The sequence below is a fragment of the Bradyrhizobium sp. CCBAU 45384 genome, assembly GCF_028128665.1.
GTDB lineage: Bacteria > Pseudomonadota > Alphaproteobacteria > Rhizobiales > Xanthobacteraceae > Bradyrhizobium > Bradyrhizobium manausense.
The window spans coordinates 140,884-160,599 of sequence record NZ_LBIZ01000101.1 but is presented as its reverse complement, the minus strand read 5'-3'; the positions used below and the strand labels follow the sequence as shown (position 1 = coordinate 160,599).

The following is a 19,716-nucleotide window of genomic DNA, read 5'->3' as shown; positions in this document are numbered from 1 at the left end:
TTCGGCGCTCTCGACCGTGTTGCAGAAGCGATGAAGGTTTGGTCTGCCGGCGCGTCTATCGGCGAGAGGCAAGGGTTGGGCTCGAAGCCCTTGCTTCGATTGCGCCGCCCCTGCAGCGCCGCTCGTCTTTCCGCGACCGCATGATTGTTCCCACAAAGGCGAGCGCCCAAAGGCGAGGGCCCAAGCCGAGGGCGCTGATGGGCGATCTGCAGGGAACGGGTCAAAGCCGTTTGGGGCGCGCCCCAAGGGACAGATAAATCCTTGATCGGCTTGGGCTCTGCCTCGTCGCCCAGGCAGGGCCGGAAGGGACGGGAAGGCTCCCTCGATCTTGACCTTTGGCCTCATTCGCAGTAGATACCCGGCACTCGCAGCCGGCCCGTTAAACGCGGATCTCCGGCGCGGCTTTGAAATCCCCGAACATCAGAGCCCGGTTTTCCGGCTCATCCTTCGAGACAGAGGGCTGGGCCACAGGCGGCTGTTCGGATCCCTGAAATCCTTATTGGCGTCTCAAACGATGGCAGTCAGCCCGTTCAAGTTCTTGCAGGAAGTGCGCTCGGAGACCGCCAAGGTCACCTGGCCGACCCGTCGTGAGACCACGATCACCACCATCATGGTGTTCGTGATGGTCGCCGTGGCCTCGATCTTCTTCTTCGCCGCCGACCAGATCATCCGCTACCTCATCACCTTCCTTTTGGGCATTCACTGATGGCAACAGCCGCCGCAACCCAATCGTCCGACAAGCGCTGGTATATCGTCCACGCTTATTCGAACTTCGAGAAGAAGGTCGCCGAATCGATCCGTGAGCAGGCCAAGCAGCGCGGGCTCGAGGAGCTGTTCGAGCTGGTGCTGGTTCCGACCGAGAAGGTCACGGAAGTGCGCCGCGGCCGCAAGATCGACGCCGAACGCAAGTTCTTCCCGGGCTACGTGCTGGTGAAGATGAAGCTGACCGACGAGGCGTTCCATCTGATCAAGAACACGCCGAAGGTGACGGGCTTCCTCGGCGCGGAAAACAAGCCGATGCCGATCTCGGAATCCGAGGCCATGCGCATCCTGCACCAGGTGCAGGAAGGCGTAGAACGGCCGAAGGCGTCGGTGTCGTTCGAGATCGGCGAGAACGTGCGCGTGGCCGACGGCCCGTTCGCTTCGTTCTCCGGTGTGGTCGAGGAAATCGACGAGGCGCGCTCGCGCGTGAAGGTCGCCGTGTCGATCTTCGGCCGCGCCACGCCCGTGGAACTGGAATTCGGTCAGGTCGAGAAGGTCTGACCGGGTACGCGTGAGACTCCGGTCTCGCGAAAAGAGAGGCCGTGGGAGGGAGAGGGCGGTCGCCAGCCGCATCCGACCCAGACCACGAACCTGAACCGCCGGCGTCAGCCGGCACAACAGGAGTGATACATGGCAAAGAAAGTGACCGGATACCTGAAGCTTCAGGTCCCGGCCGGTGCGGCGAATCCCTCGCCCCCGATCGGTCCCGCGCTTGGTCAGCGCGGTCTCAACATCATGGAGTTCTGCAAGGCGTTCAACGCCCAGACCCAGAAGGAAGAGAAGAACACCCCGATCCCGGTGATCATCACCATTTACGCGGACCGTTCCTTCACCTTCGAGATGAAGACGCCGCCGATGTCCTACTTCCTCAAGCAGGCCGCCAAGATCCAGTCCGGCTCGAAGGCGCCGGGTCGTGACAAGGCCGGCAAGGTGACACGCGCGCAGGTGCGCGAGATCGCCGAGAAGAAGATGAAGGATCTCAATTGCGACACCATCGAATCGGCCATGAAGATGGTCGAGGGCTCCGCCCGTTCGATGGGTCTGGAAGTTGCGGGGTAAGCGGTCATGGCAATCGGAAAGCGTTTGAACAAGGCCCGCGAAGGCATTGACCGCGAAAAGCTTTACCCGCTCACGGACGCCATCAAGATGGTCAAGGAGCGCGCCAAGGCGAAGTTCGACGAGACCATCGAGGTCGCGATCAATCTCGGCGTCGATCCGCGCCACGCCGACCAGATGGTCCGCGGCGTCGTGACCCTGCCGAACGGCACCGGCCGTACGCTCCGCGTCGGTGTGTTCGCCCGCGGCGCCAAGGCTGACGAAGCCAAGGCCGCCGGTGCCGACGTCGTCGGCGCCGAAGACCTGGTCGAGAAGGTGCAGAACGGCGCGATCGACTTCGACCGCTGCATCGCCACCCCCGACATGATGCCGCTGGTCGGCCGCCTCGGTAAGGTGCTTGGCCCGCGCGGCCTGATGCCGAACCCGAAGATCGGCACCGTGACCATGGACGTCACCGGTGCGGTCAAGGGGGCCAAGGGCGGCTCGGTCGAGTTCCGCGTCGAGAAGGCCGGCATCCTGCAGGCTGGCGTCGGCAAGGCCTCCTTCTCAGAGGAGAAGCTGGTCGAGAACATCAAGGCGCTCGCTGATGCGGTCGCCAAGGCAAAGCCGGCCGGCTCCAAGGGCACCTACATCCAGCGCGTTGCGGTGTCCTCGACGATGGGCCCGGGCGTGAAGGTCGAACCGGGCACCATTCTCGGTTAAGTCTGGAAATTGCATGAGGCGAGGGGCGGAATCGGGCAACCGATTCCGCCCCTCGTCGTTTGTGGGCGGCACTCATCGGAAACAACAATGGCTGACAAGGTCCTGGTCTACTCACGCTTTCCCAAGTCGATGATCGCGCGCTTCGCCGAGCGGTTCGAACTGCTCGACACGCGCGGCCAGCCTGCGCAGGAGGTGTTTTCGGCGGACGAGCTCGGCTCCGTCCGCGCCTTGCTCACGGCCGGCGGATCGCCGCTGGATACGGATGCGATGGACCTGTTCCCGAAGCTCGGCGCGATCGTCTGCTACGGCACGGGCTATGACGGGGTCGACCTGGAGGCCGCGGCCGCGCGCAACATCGCTGTCGGACACAGCCCGGGCGCCAATGCGGCCTCAGTCGCGGATATTGCGATGACCCTGATGCTGGCGACGACGCGGCGGCTCATGGTCGCCGACCAATATGTCCGCAGCGGCGACTGGGCCACATCGAAGCCCTCGCCGATGATGCGCCCGCAAGCCGGCATGCCCGGCCGGCGCATCGGCGTCTATGGCATGGGCGAGATCGGCCGCAAGATCGCGGCGCGCTGCGCCGCGTTCGAGAGTGAGGTCGGCTATTTCAGCCGCAGCAAATACGATCTGCCCTATCAATATTTCCCGACCCTGGAGGCGCTGGCCGACTGGTGCAGCGTCCTGATGATCGCAGTTCGGGCAGGGGCGGCGACCCAGCACGTCGTCAACGCCGACATCCTGGGGCGCCTCGGCGCGGACGGCTACGTCGTCAACATCTCCCGCGGCTCGGTGATCGACCAGAAGGCCCTGCTCGCGGCCTTGATCGACAAAACCATCGCCGGTGCCGGTCTCGACGTCTTCGAGAAGGAGCCGCACACCCCTGACGCGCTGACGGCGCTATCGAACGTGGTGTTCTCCCCGCATATCGGTGGCCACACCCTCGAATCGCAGGTCGCCATGCAGAACTGCGTGCTGGCCAACCTCACAGCGTTTTTCGAGGGCAAGCCGCTGCCTTATGCGGTCAAATCGGCCTGAATCGGCCCTTGTTGGCCCGGATCAAGCCGGGTCGGCAACGGATTGAAACTGGTGTGAATTTTGCTCTTGGCAATCCGGCAGAGAGCGGTTAAAGAACCGCTTCCGGACGTGCCGGCCTTGGCTGGCGCGTTCGTGCACGCATTCCGAAAACCGACACGGTAGGAGATCATTCCTTTTCAGGACGTCCGTAAGGATTTGCCCGAAAAGGAAGGAAAATCCATCGGCCGGTGGGATGCGGGCAGGGGTCAGGCGGTTCGCCGGCTGGCCTTGTCCTGTCCAAGACTGCAGGCGCCCGCGGGAAATTTCGATTTCTCAACGGCTTAATCGCATGGCCTGCATAGACGGGTGAAGACCGGATTTCACTTCGCCTTCCACCTTAAAGGTGGTTGCGGAACGGGTCTGGTTCGGACCTCGACACGCCGTGGGCCCTTGGGCTCCCGGAGGGCAGGCTTTGAATTGTCGTCTTGCCCGGCGTGTCCGATGGGTTTTGGCCCTGAGGTTCAGGTTTGGGCGGGACGATGGGTGCAACCCGGCGGTCCCGCTTTCGCGATGACCGCCAACCGGAAAGAGCTTGCTGTGGAACGAGCGGCAAAAAAAGAGGCGGTCGAACAGCTCAACGGGGTCTTCAAGACCACGAGCGTCGCGATCGTTGCTCAATATTCCGGCCTGACCGTTGCCCAGATGCAGACCCTGCGCAAGCAGATGAAGCAGGCTGGTGCCTCGGTGAAGGTCTCGAAGAACCGTCTCGCCAAAATTGCTCTTGAAGGCACCGACGTCGTTGCCATCGGCCCCATGCTGAAGGGACCGACCGTGATCGCCACTTCGAACGATCCGGTAGCGGCGCCGAAGGTCGCCATCGAATTCGCCAAGGCGAACGAAAAGTTCGTCATCGTCGGCGGCTCGATGGGGAAGACCGTCCTGAATGTCGATGGCGTGAAGGCGCTTGCCTCGCTGCCGTCGCTTGACGAACTGCGCGGCAAGATCGTCGGCCTGCTTGTGGCCCCGGCGACCAAGCTTGCTCAGCTCGCCAACGCGCCCGCGGGCAAGCTCGCGCGCGTCATCCAGGCTCATGCCTCAAAGGGCGAAGCGGCCTGACGCCCTTCGCAAAACTCAAACCCGAACCAGACTTACACCTAAGGAAACTGAACAATGGCTGACTTGCAGAAGATCGTTGACGACCTCTCGAGCCTCACCGTGCTCGAAGCCGCTGAACTGGCGAAGCTCCTCGAAGAGAAGTGGGGCGTTTCGGCTGCCGCGGCTGTCGCCGTGGCCGGTCCGGCTGGTGGTGGCGCTGCCGCCGCTCCGGCTGAAGAGAAGACCGAGTTCACGGTCGTTCTCGCCTCCGCCGGCGAGAAGAAGATCGAGGTCATCAAGGAAGTCCGCGCCATCACCGGTCTCGGCCTCAAGGAAGCAAAGGACCTCGTCGAGGGTGCTCCGAAGCCGCTGAAGGAAGGCGTGAACAAGGAAGAAGCCGAGAAGATCAAGGCCCAGATCGAGAAGGCTGGCGCCAAGGTTGAGCTGAAGTAACACAGGTTGCTTCAGCGATATCCCGGGCTCGCGAAGCGAGACCCGGGATATCGTCTCGAGATCGTGGATGGCCGGGTCAGGCCCGGCCATGACGATCGCAAGGGGCGGGGCCAGATGCAAAAGGCGTGCGACGGATCGTCCCGACGCGGGCCACACACGAAAATGTGTGGGGATTTGAGGGTTTGACCCTCGAATCTGCACTATTGTCGCCCCATATCGGGTCGGCAGCACGAAAGCGCGGTGGGCAGGGATGCCGGGTTTCCCTGTAAGCCGTTGGGAGAGCAGGCTATTTCGGGCTTTTGCAGTCCGTGAAGACGATCGTTGTGACGGGCGGGCGTGCCTATGCGCCCCGCGCGTCGTTTTGCGTTTTGAAGGTCTGAAGAACAGATTCAGGACATGACGGCCTGAAACTGGTTTTTTGGTCCCCCAAAACGGGTTCGAAAAATTCAACCCGGGGGCGGCGGCAGCTGCGTTCCGGACGGTTCGCCCAAATCGGGCGACGAAAATGAGAGGCCACGATGGCGCAGCAGACATTCACCGGTCGCAAACGCGTTCGCAAGTTTTTCGGACACATCAAGGAAGTCGCCGAGATGCCGAACCTCATCGAGGTTCAGAAGGCGTCCTATGACCAGTTCCTGATGGTCGATGAACCCGCGGGCGGGCGCCTCGACGAGGGCCTGCAGGCTGTGTTCCGTTCCGTATTCCCGATTTCCGACTTCTCGGGCACCTCGATGCTCGAATTCGTCCGCTACGAGTTCGAGCAGCCCAAGTATGACGTCGACGAGTGCCGCCAGCGCGGCATGACCTTCGCGGCCCCCCTCAAGGTGACGCTGCGCCTCATCGTGTTCGATATCGATGAAGAAACCGGCGCGAAGTCGGTCAAGGACATCAAGGAGCAGGACGTCTACATGGGCGACATTCCGCTCATGACGATGAACGGCACCTTCATCGTGAACGGCACCGAGCGCGTCATCGTCTCGCAGATGCACCGTTCGCCGGGCGTGTTCTTCGACCACGACAAGGGCAAGACCCATTCGTCGGGCAAGCTGCTGTTCGCTGCCCGCGTGATCCCGTATCGCGGCTCCTGGCTCGACATCGAGTTCGACGCCAAGGACATCGTCTATGCGCGTATCGATCGTCGCCGCAAGATTCCGGTGACGTCGCTGATGTTCGCCCTTGGCCTCGATGGCGAGGCGATCCTGTCCACATTCTACAAGAAGATCCTCTACAAGCGGACCAAGGAAGGCTGGCGCGTTCCGTTCGACGCCAACCGTTTCCGCGGTTACTCGACCGTCAACGACCTGATCGACGCCGACACCGGCAAGGTCGTGCTCGAAGCCGGCAAGAAGCTCACCGTCCGTGCCGCCCGCCAGCTCCAGGAAAAGGGGCTCAAGGCGCTGCGTCTGTCGGATGAAGAGCTCGTCGGCAACTACCTCGCCGAGGACCTGGTCAACCCGAAGACCGGCGAGATCCACGCCGAAGCCGGTGAGGAAATCACCGACAAGTCTCTGAAGGTGCTCAACGAGCATGGCTACAAGGAACTGCCGCTGCTCGACATCGACCACGTCAATGTCGGTCCCTATATCCGCAACACGCTCGCGGCCGACAAGAACATGACGCGTGAAGACGCGCTGTTCGACATCTACCGCGTGATGCGTCCGGGCGAGCCGCCGACGCTGGATTCGGCGCAGGCGATGTTCCAGTCGCTGTTCTTCGATGCCGAGCGTTACGACCTCTCCGCGGTCGGCCGCGTCAAGATGAACATGCGCCTCGACCTCGATGCGCCCGACACCCAGCGCACGCTGCGCAAGGAAGACATCCTTTGCGTCATCAAGACGCTGGTGGACCTGCGCGACGGCAAGGGCGAGATCGATGACATCGACCATCTCGGCAACCGCCGTGTGCGCTCGGTCGGCGAGCTCATGGAGAACCAGTACCGCATCGGCCTGCTCCGCATGGAGCGCGCGATCAAGGAGCGCATGTCCTCGGTCGATATCGACACGGTCATGCCGCAGGATCTGATCAACGCCAAGCCGGCGGCTGCCGCGGTGCGCGAGTTCTTCGGCTCCTCGCAGCTCTCGCAGTTCATGGACCAGACCAATCCGCTCAGCGAGATCACCCACAAGCGCCGCCTCTCGGCGCTTGGACCGGGCGGTCTGACCCGCGAGCGCGCCGGCTTCGAAGTGCGCGACGTGCACCCGACGCATTACGGCCGTATCTGCCCGATCGAGACGCCGGAAGGCCCGAACATCGGTCTGATCAACTCGCTTGCGACCTTCGCGCGCGTCAACAAGTACGGCTTCGTCGAGACGCCGTATCGCAAGGTCAAGGACGGTCGCGTCACCGACGAGGTCGTGTACCTCTCGGCGATGGAGGAAGGCCGCTATTCGGTCGCGCAGGCCAACGTGCCTGTCGACGCCAAGGGCCGCTTCACCGAGGACCTCGTGGTCTGCCGCGCCAGCGGCACCCGCGACGTCGTGCCGTTGACGCCCGACAAGGTCGACTACATGGACGTGTCGCCGAAGCAGCTCGTTTCGGTCGCCGCGGCGCTGATCCCGTTCCTCGAGAACGACGACGCCAACCGCGCGCTGATGGGCTCGAACATGCAGCGCCAGGCGGTGCCTTTGGTTCGCGCCGAGGCGCCGTTCGTCGGCACCGGCATGGAAGGCGTGGTTGCGCGTGACTCGGGTGCCGCGATCGCGGCGCGCCGTTCCGGCGTGATCGACCAGATCGACGCGACCCGCGTCGTTATCCGTGCGACGGAAGATCTCGATCCGACCAAGTCGGGCGTCGATATCTACCGTCTGATGAAGTACCAGCGCTCCAACCAGTCGACCTGCATCAACCAGCGTCCGCTGGTGAAGGTCGGCGACATCGTCAAGAAGGGCGACATCATCGCTGACGGTCCGTCGACCGATCTCGGCGAGCTCGCTCTGGGGCGCAACGTGCTCGTCGCGTTCATGCCGTGGAACGGCTACAACTTCGAAGACTCGATCCTGCTCTCCGAGCGGATCGTGAAGGAAGACGTCTTCACCTCGATCCACATCGAGGAGTTCGAGGTGATGGCGCGCGACACCAAGCTCGGGCCTGAGGAAATCACCCGCGACATTCCGAACGTCTCGGAAGAAGCGCTGAAGAACCTCGACGAAGCCGGTATTGTCTACATCGGCGCGGAAGTGCGTGCGGGCGACATCCTGGTCGGCAAGATCACGCCGAAGGGCGAGAGCCCGATGACGCCGGAAGAAAAGCTGCTGCGCGCCATCTTCGGCGAAAAGGCGTCCGACGTTCGCGACACCTCGCTGCGCGTCCCCCCGGGCGTGCAGGGCACGATCGTGGAAGTCCGCGTGTTCAACCGCCACGGCGTCGACAAGGACGAGCGTGCGCTGGCGATCGAGCGGGAAGAGATCGAGCGTCTGGCCAAGGACCGCGACGACGAGCAGGCGATCCTGGACCGCAACGTCTACAACCGTCTCGCCGAGCTCCTCGAGGGGCGGCAGGGCATTGCCGGTCCCAAGGGCTTCAAGAAGGACACCAAGATCACCCGTGCGGTGCTCGAGGAGTACCCGAAGTCGCAGTGGTGGCTGTTCGCTTCGCCCAACGACAAGCTGATGGCCGAGATCGAGGCCATGCGGAAGCAATACGACGAGTCGAAGAAGGGACTGGAACAGCGCTTCCTCGACAAGGTCGAGAAGCTTCAGCGTGGTGACGAATTGCCGCCCGGCGTGATGAAGATGGTCAAGGTCTTCGTCGCGGTGAAGCGCAAGATCCAGCCCGGCGACAAGATGGCCGGCCGCCACGGTAACAAGGGCGTGGTGTCGAAGATCGTGCCGATCGAGGACATGCCGTTCCTCGAGGACGGCACGCATGCCGACATCGTGCTCAATCCGCTCGGCGTGCCCTCGCGCATGAACGTCGGGCAGATCCTCGAGACGCATCTTGGCTGGGCTTGCGCCGGCCTCGGCAAGCGTATCGGCCAGACGGTCGATGCTTACCTGTCGAAGCAGGACATCAAGCCGCTCAAGGAAACCTTGAAGAAGGTCTACGGCGAGGACGAAACCATCAAGTCGCTCAACGACAACGAGCTGCTTGAACTCGGCCATAACCTGAGCCGCGGCGTGCCGATCGCGACGCCGGTATTCGATGGTGCCAAGGAGACCGACATCGAGGAGATGCTGAAGCTCGCGGGTCTCGACGCTTCGGGTCAGTCGACCGTCTATGACGGCCGCACTGGCGACGCCTTCGATCGCAAGGTGACGGTGGGCTACATCTACATGCTCAAGCTGCACCATCTCGTGGACGACAAGATCCACGCGCGTTCGATCGGTCCGTACTCGCTCGTCACCCAGCAGCCGCTGGGCGGCAAGGCGCAGTTCGGCGGCCAGCGTTTCGGCGAAATGGAGGTGTGGGCGCTCGAAGCTTACGGCGCGGCCTACACGCTCCAGGAAATGCTGACCGTGAAGTCGGACGACGTCGCCGGCCGTACCAAGGTGTACGAGGCGATCGTGCGTGGCGACGACACCTTCGAGGCCGGTATTCCGGAATCGTTCAACGTACTGGTCAAGGAAATGCGCTCGCTCGGCCTCAACGTCGACCTGCACAATTCCAAGATGGGTCCGGCGCCGACGTCGGAAGCGGCCGAGTAACACGACCTTTCATGCCCGGCCGTCGCGGCCGGGCATTGGCGCCCTTTCCGATGCCTTGAGGGCAGGGCGCCCCGCTCGAGTGATTTTCGAATTTGCGGCCGGAGGCGACCGGTACGCGAGGAGAAGACGATGAACCAAGAAATTATGAATCTCTTTAACCCGACGACGCCGGCTCAGGTCTTCGACCAGATCCGGATCTCGATCGCGTCCCCGGAGAAGATTCTGTCCTGGTCCTACGGCGAGATCAAGAAGCCGGAGACCATCAACTACCGCACCTTCAAGCCCGAGCGCGACGGCCTGTTCTGCGCCCGCATCTTCGGGCCGATCAAGGATTACGAGTGCTTGTGCGGCAAGTACAAGCGCATGAAGTACAAGGGCATCATCTGCGAGAAGTGCTCGGTCGAGGTCACGCTGTCGCGCGTCCGGCGCGAGCGCATGGGCCACATCGAGCTCGCGGCGCCCGTTGCCCACATCTGGTTCCTGAAGTCGCTGCCCTCGCGCATCGGCCTTCTGCTCGACATGACGCTGAAGGATCTCGAGCGGATCCTGTACTTCGAATATTACGTCGTGCTGGAGCCGGGCCTCACCGCGCTGAAGGACCGTCAGCTGCTGTCGGAAGACGAGTATCTGAAGGCGCAGGACGAGTACGGCCAGGACAGCTTCACCGCCATGATCGGCGCCGAGGCGATCCGCGAGCTGCTCAAGGGCATGGACCTCGAGAAGCTCGAGCTCAGCTTGCGTGCCGAGATGCAGGAGACCGACTCCGACATCAAGCACAAGAAGCTCGCCAAGCGCCTGAAGATCGTCGAGGCCTTCCGCCACTCCGGCAACAAGCCGGAATGGATGATCCTGACCGTCGTTCCCGTGATCCCGCCGGACCTGCGTCCGCTGGTGCCGCTGGACGGCGGCCGCTTCGCGACCTCCGACCTCAACGACCTCTATCGCCGCGTCATCAACCGCAACAATCGCTTGAAGCGGCTGATGGAGCTGCGCGCGCCGGACATCATCATCCGCAACGAGAAGCGCATGCTTCAGGAAGCGGTCGATGCGCTGTTCGACAACGGTCGCCGCGGCCGCGTCATCACGGGTGCCAACAAGCGCCCGCTGAAGTCGCTCGCCGACATGCTGAAGGGCAAGCAGGGCCGCTTCCGTCAGAACCTGCTCGGCAAGCGCGTCGACTATTCGGGCCGTTCGGTGATCGTGGTCGGTCCCGAGCTGCGCCTGCATCAGTGCGGCCTGCCGAAGAAGATGGCGCTCGAGCTGTTCAAGCCGTTCATCTATTCCCGGCTTGACGCCAAGGGCCTGTCCACCACCGTGAAGCAGGCGAAGAAGCTGGTCGAGAAGGAGCGGCCCGAGGTCTGGGACATCCTGGACGAGGTCATCCGCGAGCATCCGGTGCTGCTCAACCGCGCGCCGACGCTGCATCGTCTGGGCATCCAGGCGTTCGAGCCGGTGCTGATCGAGGGCAAGGCGATCCAGCTTCACCCGCTGGTCTGCTCGGCGTTCAACGCCGACTTCGACGGTGACCAGATGGCCGTGCACGTTCCGCTGTCGCTCGAAGCGCAGCTGGAAGCGCGCGTCTTGATGATGTCGACCAACAACATCCTGCATCCGGCGAACGGCCAGCCGATCATCGTGCCGTCGCAGGACATCGTGCTCGGTCTCTACTACGTCTCGATCATGCGCGAAGGCCTGCCCGGCGAGGGCAAGCTGTTCGGCGACATGGCCGAGCTCGAGCACGCCCTGCATGCGAAGGTCATCCACCTCCACACCAAGATCAAGTACCGGTGGGAAGGCATGGACGAGACCGGCAAGGTCTCCAAGCGCTGGATCGAGACCACCGCCGGCCGCGTCATGCTCGGCAATCTGCTGCCGAAGAACCCGCGCATCTCGTACGAGATCATCAACAAGCTGATGACCAAGCGCGAGATCTCGGGCGTCATCGACCAGGTCTATCGTCACTGCGGCCAGAAGGAGACTGTGATCTTCTGCGATCGCATCATGGCGCTCGGCTTCTACAACGCGTTCAAGGCCGGCATCTCGTTCGGCAAGGACGACATGGTCGTGCCGCACGGCAAGTGGAAGATCGTCGACACCACCCGTACGCTGGCGAAGGATTTCGAGCAGCAGTACAACGACGGTCTGATCACCCATGGCGAGAAGTACAACAAGGTCGTCGACGCCTGGTCGAAGGCCACGGAAGAAATCGCCAAGGCGATGATGAAGGAAATCTCCGCCACCAAGAAGACGGCGAGCGGAGCCGATGCCGACATCAACTCGATCTACATGATGGCTCACTCCGGTGCCCGCGGTTCGCCGGCCCAGATGCGCCAGCTCGCCGGCATGCGCGGCCTGATGGCCAAGCCGTCGGGTGAGATCATCGAGACGCCGATCATCTCGAACTTCAAGGAAGGCCTCTCGGTTCTCGAGTACTTCAACTCGACCCACGGCGCCCGCAAGGGCCTCGCGGACACCGCGTTGAAGACCGCGAACTCGGGCTACCTGACCCGTCGTCTGGTCGACGTCGCGCAGGACTGCATCATCACGCAGTCCGATTGCGGCACCAAGCTCGGCATCAAGATGCGCGCCATCGTCGATGCCGGCACCGTGGTCGCTTCGCTCGGCTCGCGCATCCTCGGACGCACGGCCTGCGAAGACATCAAGGACGCTTCGGGCAAGGTGATCATCAAGCGCGATACGCTGATGGAAGAGAGCCATCTGGAGGCCATCCAGCAGGGCGGCGTTCAGGAGGTGAAGATCCGCTCGGCGCTGACCTGCGAGCTCGTCAACGGCATCTGCGGCAAGTGCTACGGCCGCGACCTCGCCCGCGGCACGCCGGTCAACCACGGCGAAGCGGTCGGCGTCATCGCGGCGCAGTCGATCGGCGAGCCGGGCACCCAGCTCACCATGCGCACCTTCCACATCGGTGGTGCGGCGCAGCTCAATGAGCAGTCGTTCGTCGAAGCCAATTTCGACGGCAAGATCGTGATCCGGAACAAGGCCATCGCCCGCAACAGCGAAGGTCACCTGATCGCGATGGTGCGCAACATGGTGGTTGCGGTGGTCGATGCCGACGGCACCGAGCGCGCGACGCATCGTGTCCAGTACGGCTCGCGCCTGCACGTCGACGACGGCGACATGGTCAAGCGCGGCCAGCGCATCGTCGAGTGGGATCCGTACACCCGTCCGCTTCTCACCGAAGTGGAAGGCACCATCGGCTTCGAGGATCTGGTCGAGGGCCAGTCGATCTCGGAAACGCTGGACGAGGCCACCGGTATCGCCAAGCGCGTGGTCATCGACTGGCGCTCGACCCGCGGCGGCTCGGACCTGCGTCCGGCCATCGTGGTGAAGGGCAAGGACGGCAAGGTGCTCAAGCTCGCCCGTGGCGGCGATGCCCGCTACATGCTGTCGGTCGACGCCATTCTCTCGGTCGACGTCGGGGCCAAGGTCAACCCGGGTGACATCCTCGCCCGTGTCTCGACCGAAAGCGCCAAGACGCGTGACATCACCGGCGGTCTGCCGCGGGTGGCGGAACTGTTCGAGGCACGGCGTCCGAAGGATGCGGCGATCATCGCCGAAATCGCGGGCACCATCCGGTTCGGACGCGACTACAAGAACAAGCGTCGCATCTCGATCGAGCCGATGGACAAGACCGACGAGCCGCGCGAGTACCTGATCCCAAAGGGCAAGCACATCCACCTTCAGGACGGTGACATCGTCGAAAAGGGCGACTTCATCGTTGAAGGCAACCCGGCGCCGCACGACATCCTTGCGGTCAAGGGCATCGAGGAACTGGCCGCCTATCTGGTCAACGAAATCCAGGAGGTCTACCGGCTCCAGGGCGTGCTCATCAACGACAAGCACATCGAGGTGATTGTCCGTCAGATGCTTCAGAAGGTGGAAATCACCGACCAGGGCGACACGGACATGATCTCCGGCGAGCAGGTCGACAAGATCGAGTTCGACGCGCTGAACGAGAAGGCCAAGGAAGAGGGCAAGAAGCCCGCCACGGGTACGCCGGTTCTGCTCGGCATCACCAAGGCGAGCCTGCAGACGCGCTCCTTCTTCTCGGCGGCCTCGTTCCAGGAGACCACTCGCGTCCTCACGGAAGCGGCGGTCAACGGCAAGATCGATCCGCTCGAAGGCCTCAAGGAGAACGTCATCGTCGGCCGGCTGATCCCGGCAGGCACCGGCGCCTCCATGGCCAAGATCCGCGAAGTCGCCATGAAGCGCGACAAGCTGATCCTGGACGAACGCGAGAAGCAGGCGGCCGTCGTGTCGCCGGCGCCGGAGGCCGAGCTTCCTGCGCTGCCGCCCGCGGAATAATAGCTCCTCCGTATGATTACTGAGGATAACGGAAAGGCCGGCTTTTGCCGGCCTTTTTGTTGCTTTCTCCGTCTGCTGCGATGCGGGATCAACCTTTGTTCATCTTTCCTTCAGCCTGAAAAGCGCTTCTGCTAAGGGAGCTTAGACCGGTGGTCCCGTGACGGGGGCAGGGCCGGAGACCACGGAACTCACATGCTTGATCTCGCAATCGTAGGCGGCGGCCCCGGCGGGCTGATGAGCGCCTGGTACCTGAAGCGTAAGCTCGGCGACCTCTGCCGCATCACCATCTTCGAGGCCTCCGACCGGCTCGGCGGCAAGATCGTCACGCGCAAATTCGATTCCGCGCCGGCGATGTACGAAGCCGGCGTTGCGGAGATCTACGATTACTCGATGACGGGCCCGGATCCGCTGCGCGAGCTGATCCAGCATTTCGGCCTGCAGACCATTCCGATGGACGCCGAGCAGGTGCAGTTCGGCGGTGAGCTGCTCGACGACGTCGCCGGCATGCGCCGCAAATACGGCGCCAAGACCGCAGCGGCAATCGAGGCGTTCCGCAAGCGCTGCACCGAGGTGATGTCACCGATCGAATATTACGAGGGCGTCGGCGCGCACGACAACGAGAACCCCTGGGCCTACAAGACCGCCGAACAGGTGCTCGACGAGGAGGTCGAGGACGAGACCGCAAAGCGCTTCTTCAAGGTGATGGCGCGTTCGGACATCGCGACCGAAAGCCACAACACCAACGGCCTCAACGCGCTCAAGAACTATCTGATGGATGTCGACGGCTATATCGGCCTCTACTCCATCCAGAACGGCAACGAGCAGCTGATCGAATGCCTGCAGTCCGAGGTCAACGCCGACATCCAGCTCAATCATCGCGTGCTCGCCGTCGGCAAGGCGCCGACCGGCCGCTATCAGCTCAAGATGATGAACGGGAAGGGGCCCGAGACGCGCGACTTCGATCTCGTGCTGGTCTGCCTGCCGCATTCCTGGCTCTCCACGATGGGGTGGGAAGGCGAGCAGCTGCGCAAGTCGATGGTCAAGCACGTCGCTTATTTCGACCGTCCCGCGCATTATTTGCGCGTCTCGATCCTGTTCGATAGCCCGTTCTGGGGCGACATGATTCCCGGCGCCTGGTTCATGTCGGAAGCCTTTGGCGGCTGCTGCGTCTACAACGAGGGCGCGCGCCACGACGTCGGCAAGCACGGCGTGTTGAACTGGCTGATTCCCGGCTCCGATGCGCTCGCCTTCGCCAATCTGTCGGACCAGGAGCTGATCGACGCTGCGCTGAAATCGCTCCCCGCGTCGCTCGGCGATGCCCGTGCGCACTTCATGGAAGGCAAGATCCACCGCTGGCTGTCCTCGGTCAATGCGATACCGGGCGGTCTGCCCGTGCGCGACGTCATGACCAATCACCGGCCCGAGCCGAAGGAACATCCTGGGATCGTCGTGGTCGGCGACTATCTGTTCGATTCCACGCTGAACGGCCTGCTCGATTCCTCGGATGCCGCGACCGACATCATCCTGACCGAGATGATGCGGCTGCGCCGTGAGCGCGCGCAGGAAAAGGGCGAGCCGATCTCCGACAAGATCGATCGCGACTATTTCGAGAATTATCGCGGCCTCGGCCCCTATAGCGAGGCGTGGAGCCACTTCACCGATCCCGACTATCTGACCAAGCTGATCGGCATCGTCTGGGGCAGGGCCAAGGGCACAAAGCTCCTGGTCGCGGGCTCCGCCAGCGGCGAGCTTGTCGGCGCGCTGCGCGAGCGCGGCATCGATGCCTTCGGCATCGAGAACAACCGCGCCATCCACGCCAAGACGCCGAAGGCGCTGAAGAAGTACAACAAGCTCGGCTCGATCACCGACATGCCTTTCAAGGATGGCTCGTTCGATTTCGTGTTCGAGGCCTGCCTCTGTCACATTGCCCCGAAGCAGGTGGTCCGCGCGATCCGTGAGCTCAACCGCGTGGTCAAGACCGGACTCGTGTTCGGCTCGGTGACTTCGGACATGGCCCCGGCCGTGATCGACCGCTACGACCTCCTGCGCGGGGTCAAGAAGCTCGGCACGTGGTGGGAATGGTCCGAGCTGTTCTTCGGCAACGGCTTCGATCTGTCGATGCACCGCAAGGACTGCACCGATGCGCTCTGGACCGCGACGCTCGCCGCAGGCAAGGGCCCGGGCCAGTGGTATGCCGACGCCGACAGCTTGCGCTATTCCTTCTTCGACAAGGTCGAGGACGAAGACGACGACTAGCACTTCAAGGCGGAATGAATTCGCCAATTGCTTTGCCGAATTCATCCTGATCGCATAGAATCGGTGCAAGTAGCGGCTTTCCGCTATTTTCTGCTTTCTCTGCGGTCATGCCGGCCGTCAGCATCGGTTGGTTTCATGGCGTCCAGGCCCCTTTCTCCCGACAAACAGAAGCTCGCCGCGCAAGAGGCGGCCGAGCTCGACGACAAGCTCGCCTCCAGCCTCAAGCCGGACCTCGAAGACGACGAGGGCGACGAAGAGGAGGATGATGACGAGCTTGAGCTCGACGACGACGATGATGATGAGGATCTTGTCGTCTTTACCGCGCGCGAAGCCGCCGGTGCGCTCGCGACCATCCTGGGTTTCGTCAAGCCCTTCCTGTCCAACTACAAGCGCATCCTGGGCTATGTGGCGTTCGGCGTTCTGGTCGAGACGCTGTTCAACGTCATCATGCCGCTCAGTCTAAAGTTCCTGATCGACGACGCGCTCGGCGAGGAGGATTTCCAGGCGCTGTACAAGATCCTCGGCGTGCTCGCGGCCGCCGGCATCTTCACCTCGATCGTCGCGGTCTGGTACGAACGCTGGGACGCGCGGCTCGCCGCCTGCGTCATCTCCGATGTCCGCAAGCGCCTGTTCGAGCACGTTCAGGACCTGCCCGCCGCCTATTTCGGCCGCACCAAGCGCGGCGAGATCCTGTCGCGCTTCTCGGTCGACCTCTCGGCCTTCGAAGGCTCGGTCAAGACCTTCACCAACAGCGCCGCGCTGCCGTTCCTGGAGTTGATCGCCGGCATTATCCTGATGCTGTTCCTGAACTGGCAGCTCGCAGTCGTCGCGCTGCTGGTGTTCCCGATCACGCTGATCGGTCCACGTATCCTGACGCCGAAGGCGGTGCAGGCCAATTACGAGCAGAAGCTCAACGAAAGCGCGCTGCTCGGCATGGTGCAGGAGAACGTGGCGGCGCAGGCCGTGATCAAGGCCTTCAGCCTGCAACGCAAGATGTTCGGTTTCTTCACCTTCCGCAACGACGAGACCCGCAACAAGATCGCGGCTGCCGGGTTCCTGTCGACGATGGTGGAGCGCACCGTCACCATCTCGGTGCTGTTGCTGCACCTCGTCGTGCTCGCGATCGGCGCTTACCTGGCGACCAAGGGCCAGATCACCATCGGAACTTTCGTCACTTTCGAGAGCGCGTTCTGGGAGGTCTCCTACAACATCGCCCATGTGATGCACTTCATCCCGGTGTCGATCTCCTCGGCCGCCGCGATCCGCCACATGCAGGAGTTGCTGGACGAGCCGACTCGCGCTGCGGACCGTCCCGGCGCGCCCGATCTGCCGCGCATCACCCACGACATCACCTTCGACCACGTGACGTTCCAGTACGAGGGCGCGCAGACTCCGGTGCTGGACAATCTCAGCCTCAGGCTCAACGCCGGCAAGCGCATCGCCATTGTTGGACCCTCGGGCTCCGGCAAGAGCACGCTGCTGAACCTGATCCTGCGGCTCTACGTGCCTGACGAGGGCCGCGTCACCATCGACGGTGTCGACGTCCGCAAAGTGACTCTGGATTCGCTGCGCCGGAGCATGGCGGTGGTGTTTCAGGAGAACATGCTGTTCAACATGTCGATCCGCGAGAACATCCGGCTCGGCAAGGAGGGCGCGACCGATGATGAGGTGGAGGAGGCGGCCAAGAAGGCCGAGATCCACCGCTACATCATGAGCCTGCCGCAGCGCTACGACACCCCGGTCGGCGAGCGCGGTGATACACTCTCAGGCGGCCAGCGCCAGCGCATCGCGATCGCGCGCGCGGTCATCCGCAATCCCTCCGTGCTGCTGCTCGACGAGGCGACCTCGGCGCTCGACCAGACCACGGAGGCCGCGATCAACCGCACGTTGCTGAAGGTCGCCAAGGGCCGCACCATGATCTGGTCGACCCATCGCCTGACGTCGGTGGTCGAGATGGACGAGATCATCGTGATTTCAGGGGGCAGGGCGATCGAGCGCGGTTCGCATGCCGAGCTGCTCGCCAAGAACGGCACCTATCGCAAGCTGTGGAACGACCAGATCCACCAGCCGCACGGCGTGGCCGCTCAGGCTGACGATGACAGCGATGACGACGAGGACGATGAGGACCTCGACGAGGACGACGAGGACGAGGAGTGACCGAGGAAGTTCGGCTCCAGGTGGACAGCGCCTCCGAGCCGCCGCATTAGTCCCTGGGTCGACCATGCCATGAAGCGCGCCCAGCGCTGCGCCGTCCAGTAGGGGCTCGTCGCAATCGAAACCGAGCGGAAGTCGAAGGCTTTCGCCGCCGACCATTCATCGCAGGCCCGCTTGACGGGATCAGCGTAGAAGGCGGCGATCTTGTTCGCATCCATCCCGTCCGACGCCAGCCATTGCGGGATGTAGACGTTGCAGAGCCGCTCGACGTCCGTGAACACCTTGTCGCAACCCGTGCCCGCAGCCGGGCAGGAGGTTGCGTAGGCATCGCCTGCCAGCACCACGCCGGGCTGATCGCTGGCATCGTTCACATAGAGATCGACCGGGCGAATCTTCACCTCGCCCATGATGTCGAAGGCGCCGGTGATGCACTTGAGCCGCGGCAGGGCGGCGTTCAAGGTCTCGGCCGGCGCGCGGCGGAATTCGTTCAGCCAGGGATCGTCGAAGCTGCGATAGACGAACAGATTGGCCCGCATCCGGGTGCCGATCGGAAACAGCGAGATGTAGGCAATACGGTCGCTCGGCCGCTCGGAGAAATAGGTCAGCGCCGGGAAGTCGAACGCGTTCCGCCCGGCCGGAGCCACATCGAACCCGATCGAGATCGAATGACAGGCGCTGACGATGTTTCTGCTGATGCCGAGCTGGTGCCGCAAGCCGACATTCAGACCGTTGGCGAGCACGACCAGGCGGGCGGAAATCGTCTCGTCATTGGCGAGCGCCACCCTCTGCCGTTCGGGGCTGGTCTCAATCGAGACCGCCTTGGTCCAGATTCGCTCGACGGTGCCGGGAATCTCGGCGCGGATCGCGTTGACCAGGGCATCATAGAGGAGGTTGAACTGCCGGCTCGGCGCCTTGTCGAGCAGATGGCCGAACCGTGCGATCCAGTTCTCGCCGGATAAAGTCGCGCGGCGCAGCACTGAGTCGGCGATTCCCGTGCGCTGGAATCGCTCGAGCTGCGCGTGACCGCTGAGTTTCTCGACACGAAAATCGGCCGGATAGGTCTCGCGCGGGTCGATCAGCACGGCTGAAGCTCCGGCACGCCCAAGCATTGCGGCGGCGGTCGAGCCGGCAAGTCCCCCACCAATGATGGCAATATCGGTGTACCGCATCGCGCTTGCCTCTGCCGAAAGTGGGCAGATTGCCGCGTGAGCAGAAAAAAAGCCTTAGCGTTTGTTATAAAAGTACATTA

At 63.1% G+C, this 19,716-nt stretch carries 12 protein-coding genes; 11 read left to right on the top strand and 1 reads right to left on the bottom strand.

What is annotated here, in order from left to right; all coding sequences use genetic code 11:
* The first annotated feature begins 514 nt into the window (after positions 1 to 514).
* From secE to XH80_RS13175, 11 genes are all read left to right on the top strand, one after another.
* On the top strand, positions 515 to 706 hold the full coding sequence (gene secE / locus XH80_RS13225) for a preprotein translocase subunit SecE (protein ID WP_007611620.1): 192 nt from the start codon (positions 515 to 517) through the stop codon (positions 704 to 706).
* Complete coding sequence (gene nusG, locus XH80_RS13220) at positions 706 to 1,263, top strand: transcription termination/antitermination protein NusG (RefSeq protein ID WP_015685389.1); 558 nt, start codon at positions 706 to 708, stop codon at positions 1,261 to 1,263. Before secE ends, nusG begins: the two co-directional genes overlap by 1 nt.
* Before the next feature lie 129 nt (positions 1,264 to 1,392).
* The gene (rplK, locus tag XH80_RS13215) at positions 1,393 to 1,821 is read left to right on the top strand and encodes a 50S ribosomal protein L11 (RefSeq protein ID WP_057745528.1); all 429 of its coding nucleotides are present in this window, start codon (positions 1,393 to 1,395) and stop codon (positions 1,819 to 1,821) included.
* Between the two features lie 6 nt (positions 1,822 to 1,827).
* Positions 1,828 to 2,520 (top strand): 50S ribosomal protein L1, encoded by a 693-nt coding sequence (rplA, locus tag XH80_RS13210; RefSeq protein WP_220005468.1) that lies wholly within the window; start codon positions 1,828 to 1,830, stop codon positions 2,518 to 2,520.
* A gap of 87 nt (positions 2,521 to 2,607) precedes the next feature.
* Positions 2,608 to 3,561, top strand: coding sequence for a 2-hydroxyacid dehydrogenase (locus XH80_RS13205; protein ID WP_271598938.1), 954 nt, complete (start codon positions 2,608 to 2,610; stop codon positions 3,559 to 3,561).
* A 576-nt stretch (positions 3,562 to 4,137) separates the two neighbouring features.
* Positions 4,138 to 4,656, top strand: a complete 519-nt coding sequence (rplJ, locus tag XH80_RS13200) for a 50S ribosomal protein L10 (RefSeq protein WP_057745888.1) — start codon at positions 4,138 to 4,140, stop codon at positions 4,654 to 4,656.
* 54 nt (positions 4,657 to 4,710) lie between these two features.
* Complete coding sequence (gene rplL / locus XH80_RS13195; protein ID WP_018647233.1) at positions 4,711 to 5,088, top strand: 50S ribosomal protein L7/L12; 378 nt, start codon at positions 4,711 to 4,713, stop codon at positions 5,086 to 5,088.
* Positions 5,089 to 5,606: 518 nt separating this feature from the next.
* The gene (gene rpoB / locus XH80_RS13190; protein WP_271598937.1) at positions 5,607 to 9,731 is read left to right on the top strand and encodes a DNA-directed RNA polymerase subunit beta; all 4,125 of its coding nucleotides are present in this window, start codon (positions 5,607 to 5,609) and stop codon (positions 9,729 to 9,731) included.
* Between the two features lie 129 nt (positions 9,732 to 9,860).
* Positions 9,861 to 14,057, top strand: a complete 4,197-nt coding sequence (gene rpoC, locus XH80_RS13185) for a DNA-directed RNA polymerase subunit beta' (protein ID WP_220005471.1) — start codon at positions 9,861 to 9,863, stop codon at positions 14,055 to 14,057.
* A gap of 192 nt (positions 14,058 to 14,249) precedes the next feature.
* The gene (locus XH80_RS13180) at positions 14,250 to 16,313 is read left to right on the top strand and encodes an FAD-dependent oxidoreductase (RefSeq protein ID WP_271598936.1); all 2,064 of its coding nucleotides are present in this window, start codon (positions 14,250 to 14,252) and stop codon (positions 16,311 to 16,313) included.
* A 135-nt stretch (positions 16,314 to 16,448) separates the two neighbouring features.
* On the top strand, positions 16,449 to 18,470 hold the full coding sequence (locus XH80_RS13175) for an ABC transporter ATP-binding protein (protein WP_271598935.1): 2,022 nt from the start codon (positions 16,449 to 16,451) through the stop codon (positions 18,468 to 18,470).
* Here XH80_RS13175 and XH80_RS13170 read toward each other — a convergent pair.
* Entirely contained in the window at positions 18,398 to 19,636 is a 1,239-nt protein-coding gene (locus XH80_RS13170; RefSeq protein WP_271598934.1) for an FAD-dependent oxidoreductase, read from the bottom strand. The genes XH80_RS13175 and XH80_RS13170 overlap by 73 nt on opposite strands.
* Between the last annotated feature and the right edge of the window lie 80 nt (positions 19,637 to 19,716).

Bases quoted from the DNA above. Each gene is read 5' to 3' on its own strand.
- XH80_RS13180 (WP_271598936.1), top strand. From the start codon at position 14,250: ATGCTTGATCTCGCAATCGTAGGCGGCGGCCCCGGCGGGCTGATGAGC.
- secE (WP_007611620.1), top strand. From the start codon at position 515: ATGGCAGTCAGCCCGTTCAAGTTCTTGCAGGAAGTGCGCTCGGAGACC.
- XH80_RS13175 (WP_271598935.1), top strand. From the start codon at position 16,449: ATGGCGTCCAGGCCCCTTTCTCCCGACAAACAGAAGCTCGCCGCGCAA.
- XH80_RS13205 (WP_271598938.1), top strand. From the start codon at position 2,608: ATGGCTGACAAGGTCCTGGTCTACTCACGCTTTCCCAAGTCGATGATC.
- rplK (WP_057745528.1), top strand. From the start codon at position 1,393: ATGGCAAAGAAAGTGACCGGATACCTGAAGCTTCAGGTCCCGGCCGGT.
- XH80_RS13170 (WP_271598934.1), bottom strand. From the start codon at position 19,636: ATGCGGTACACCGATATTGCCATCATTGGTGGGGGACTTGCCGGCTCG.
- rpoB (WP_271598937.1), top strand. From the start codon at position 5,607: ATGGCGCAGCAGACATTCACCGGTCGCAAACGCGTTCGCAAGTTTTTC.
- rplA (WP_220005468.1), top strand. From the start codon at position 1,828: ATGGCAATCGGAAAGCGTTTGAACAAGGCCCGCGAAGGCATTGACCGC.
- nusG (WP_015685389.1), top strand. From the start codon at position 706: ATGGCAACAGCCGCCGCAACCCAATCGTCCGACAAGCGCTGGTATATC.
- rplL (WP_018647233.1), top strand. From the start codon at position 4,711: ATGGCTGACTTGCAGAAGATCGTTGACGACCTCTCGAGCCTCACCGTG.
- rpoC (WP_220005471.1), top strand. From the start codon at position 9,861: ATGAACCAAGAAATTATGAATCTCTTTAACCCGACGACGCCGGCTCAG.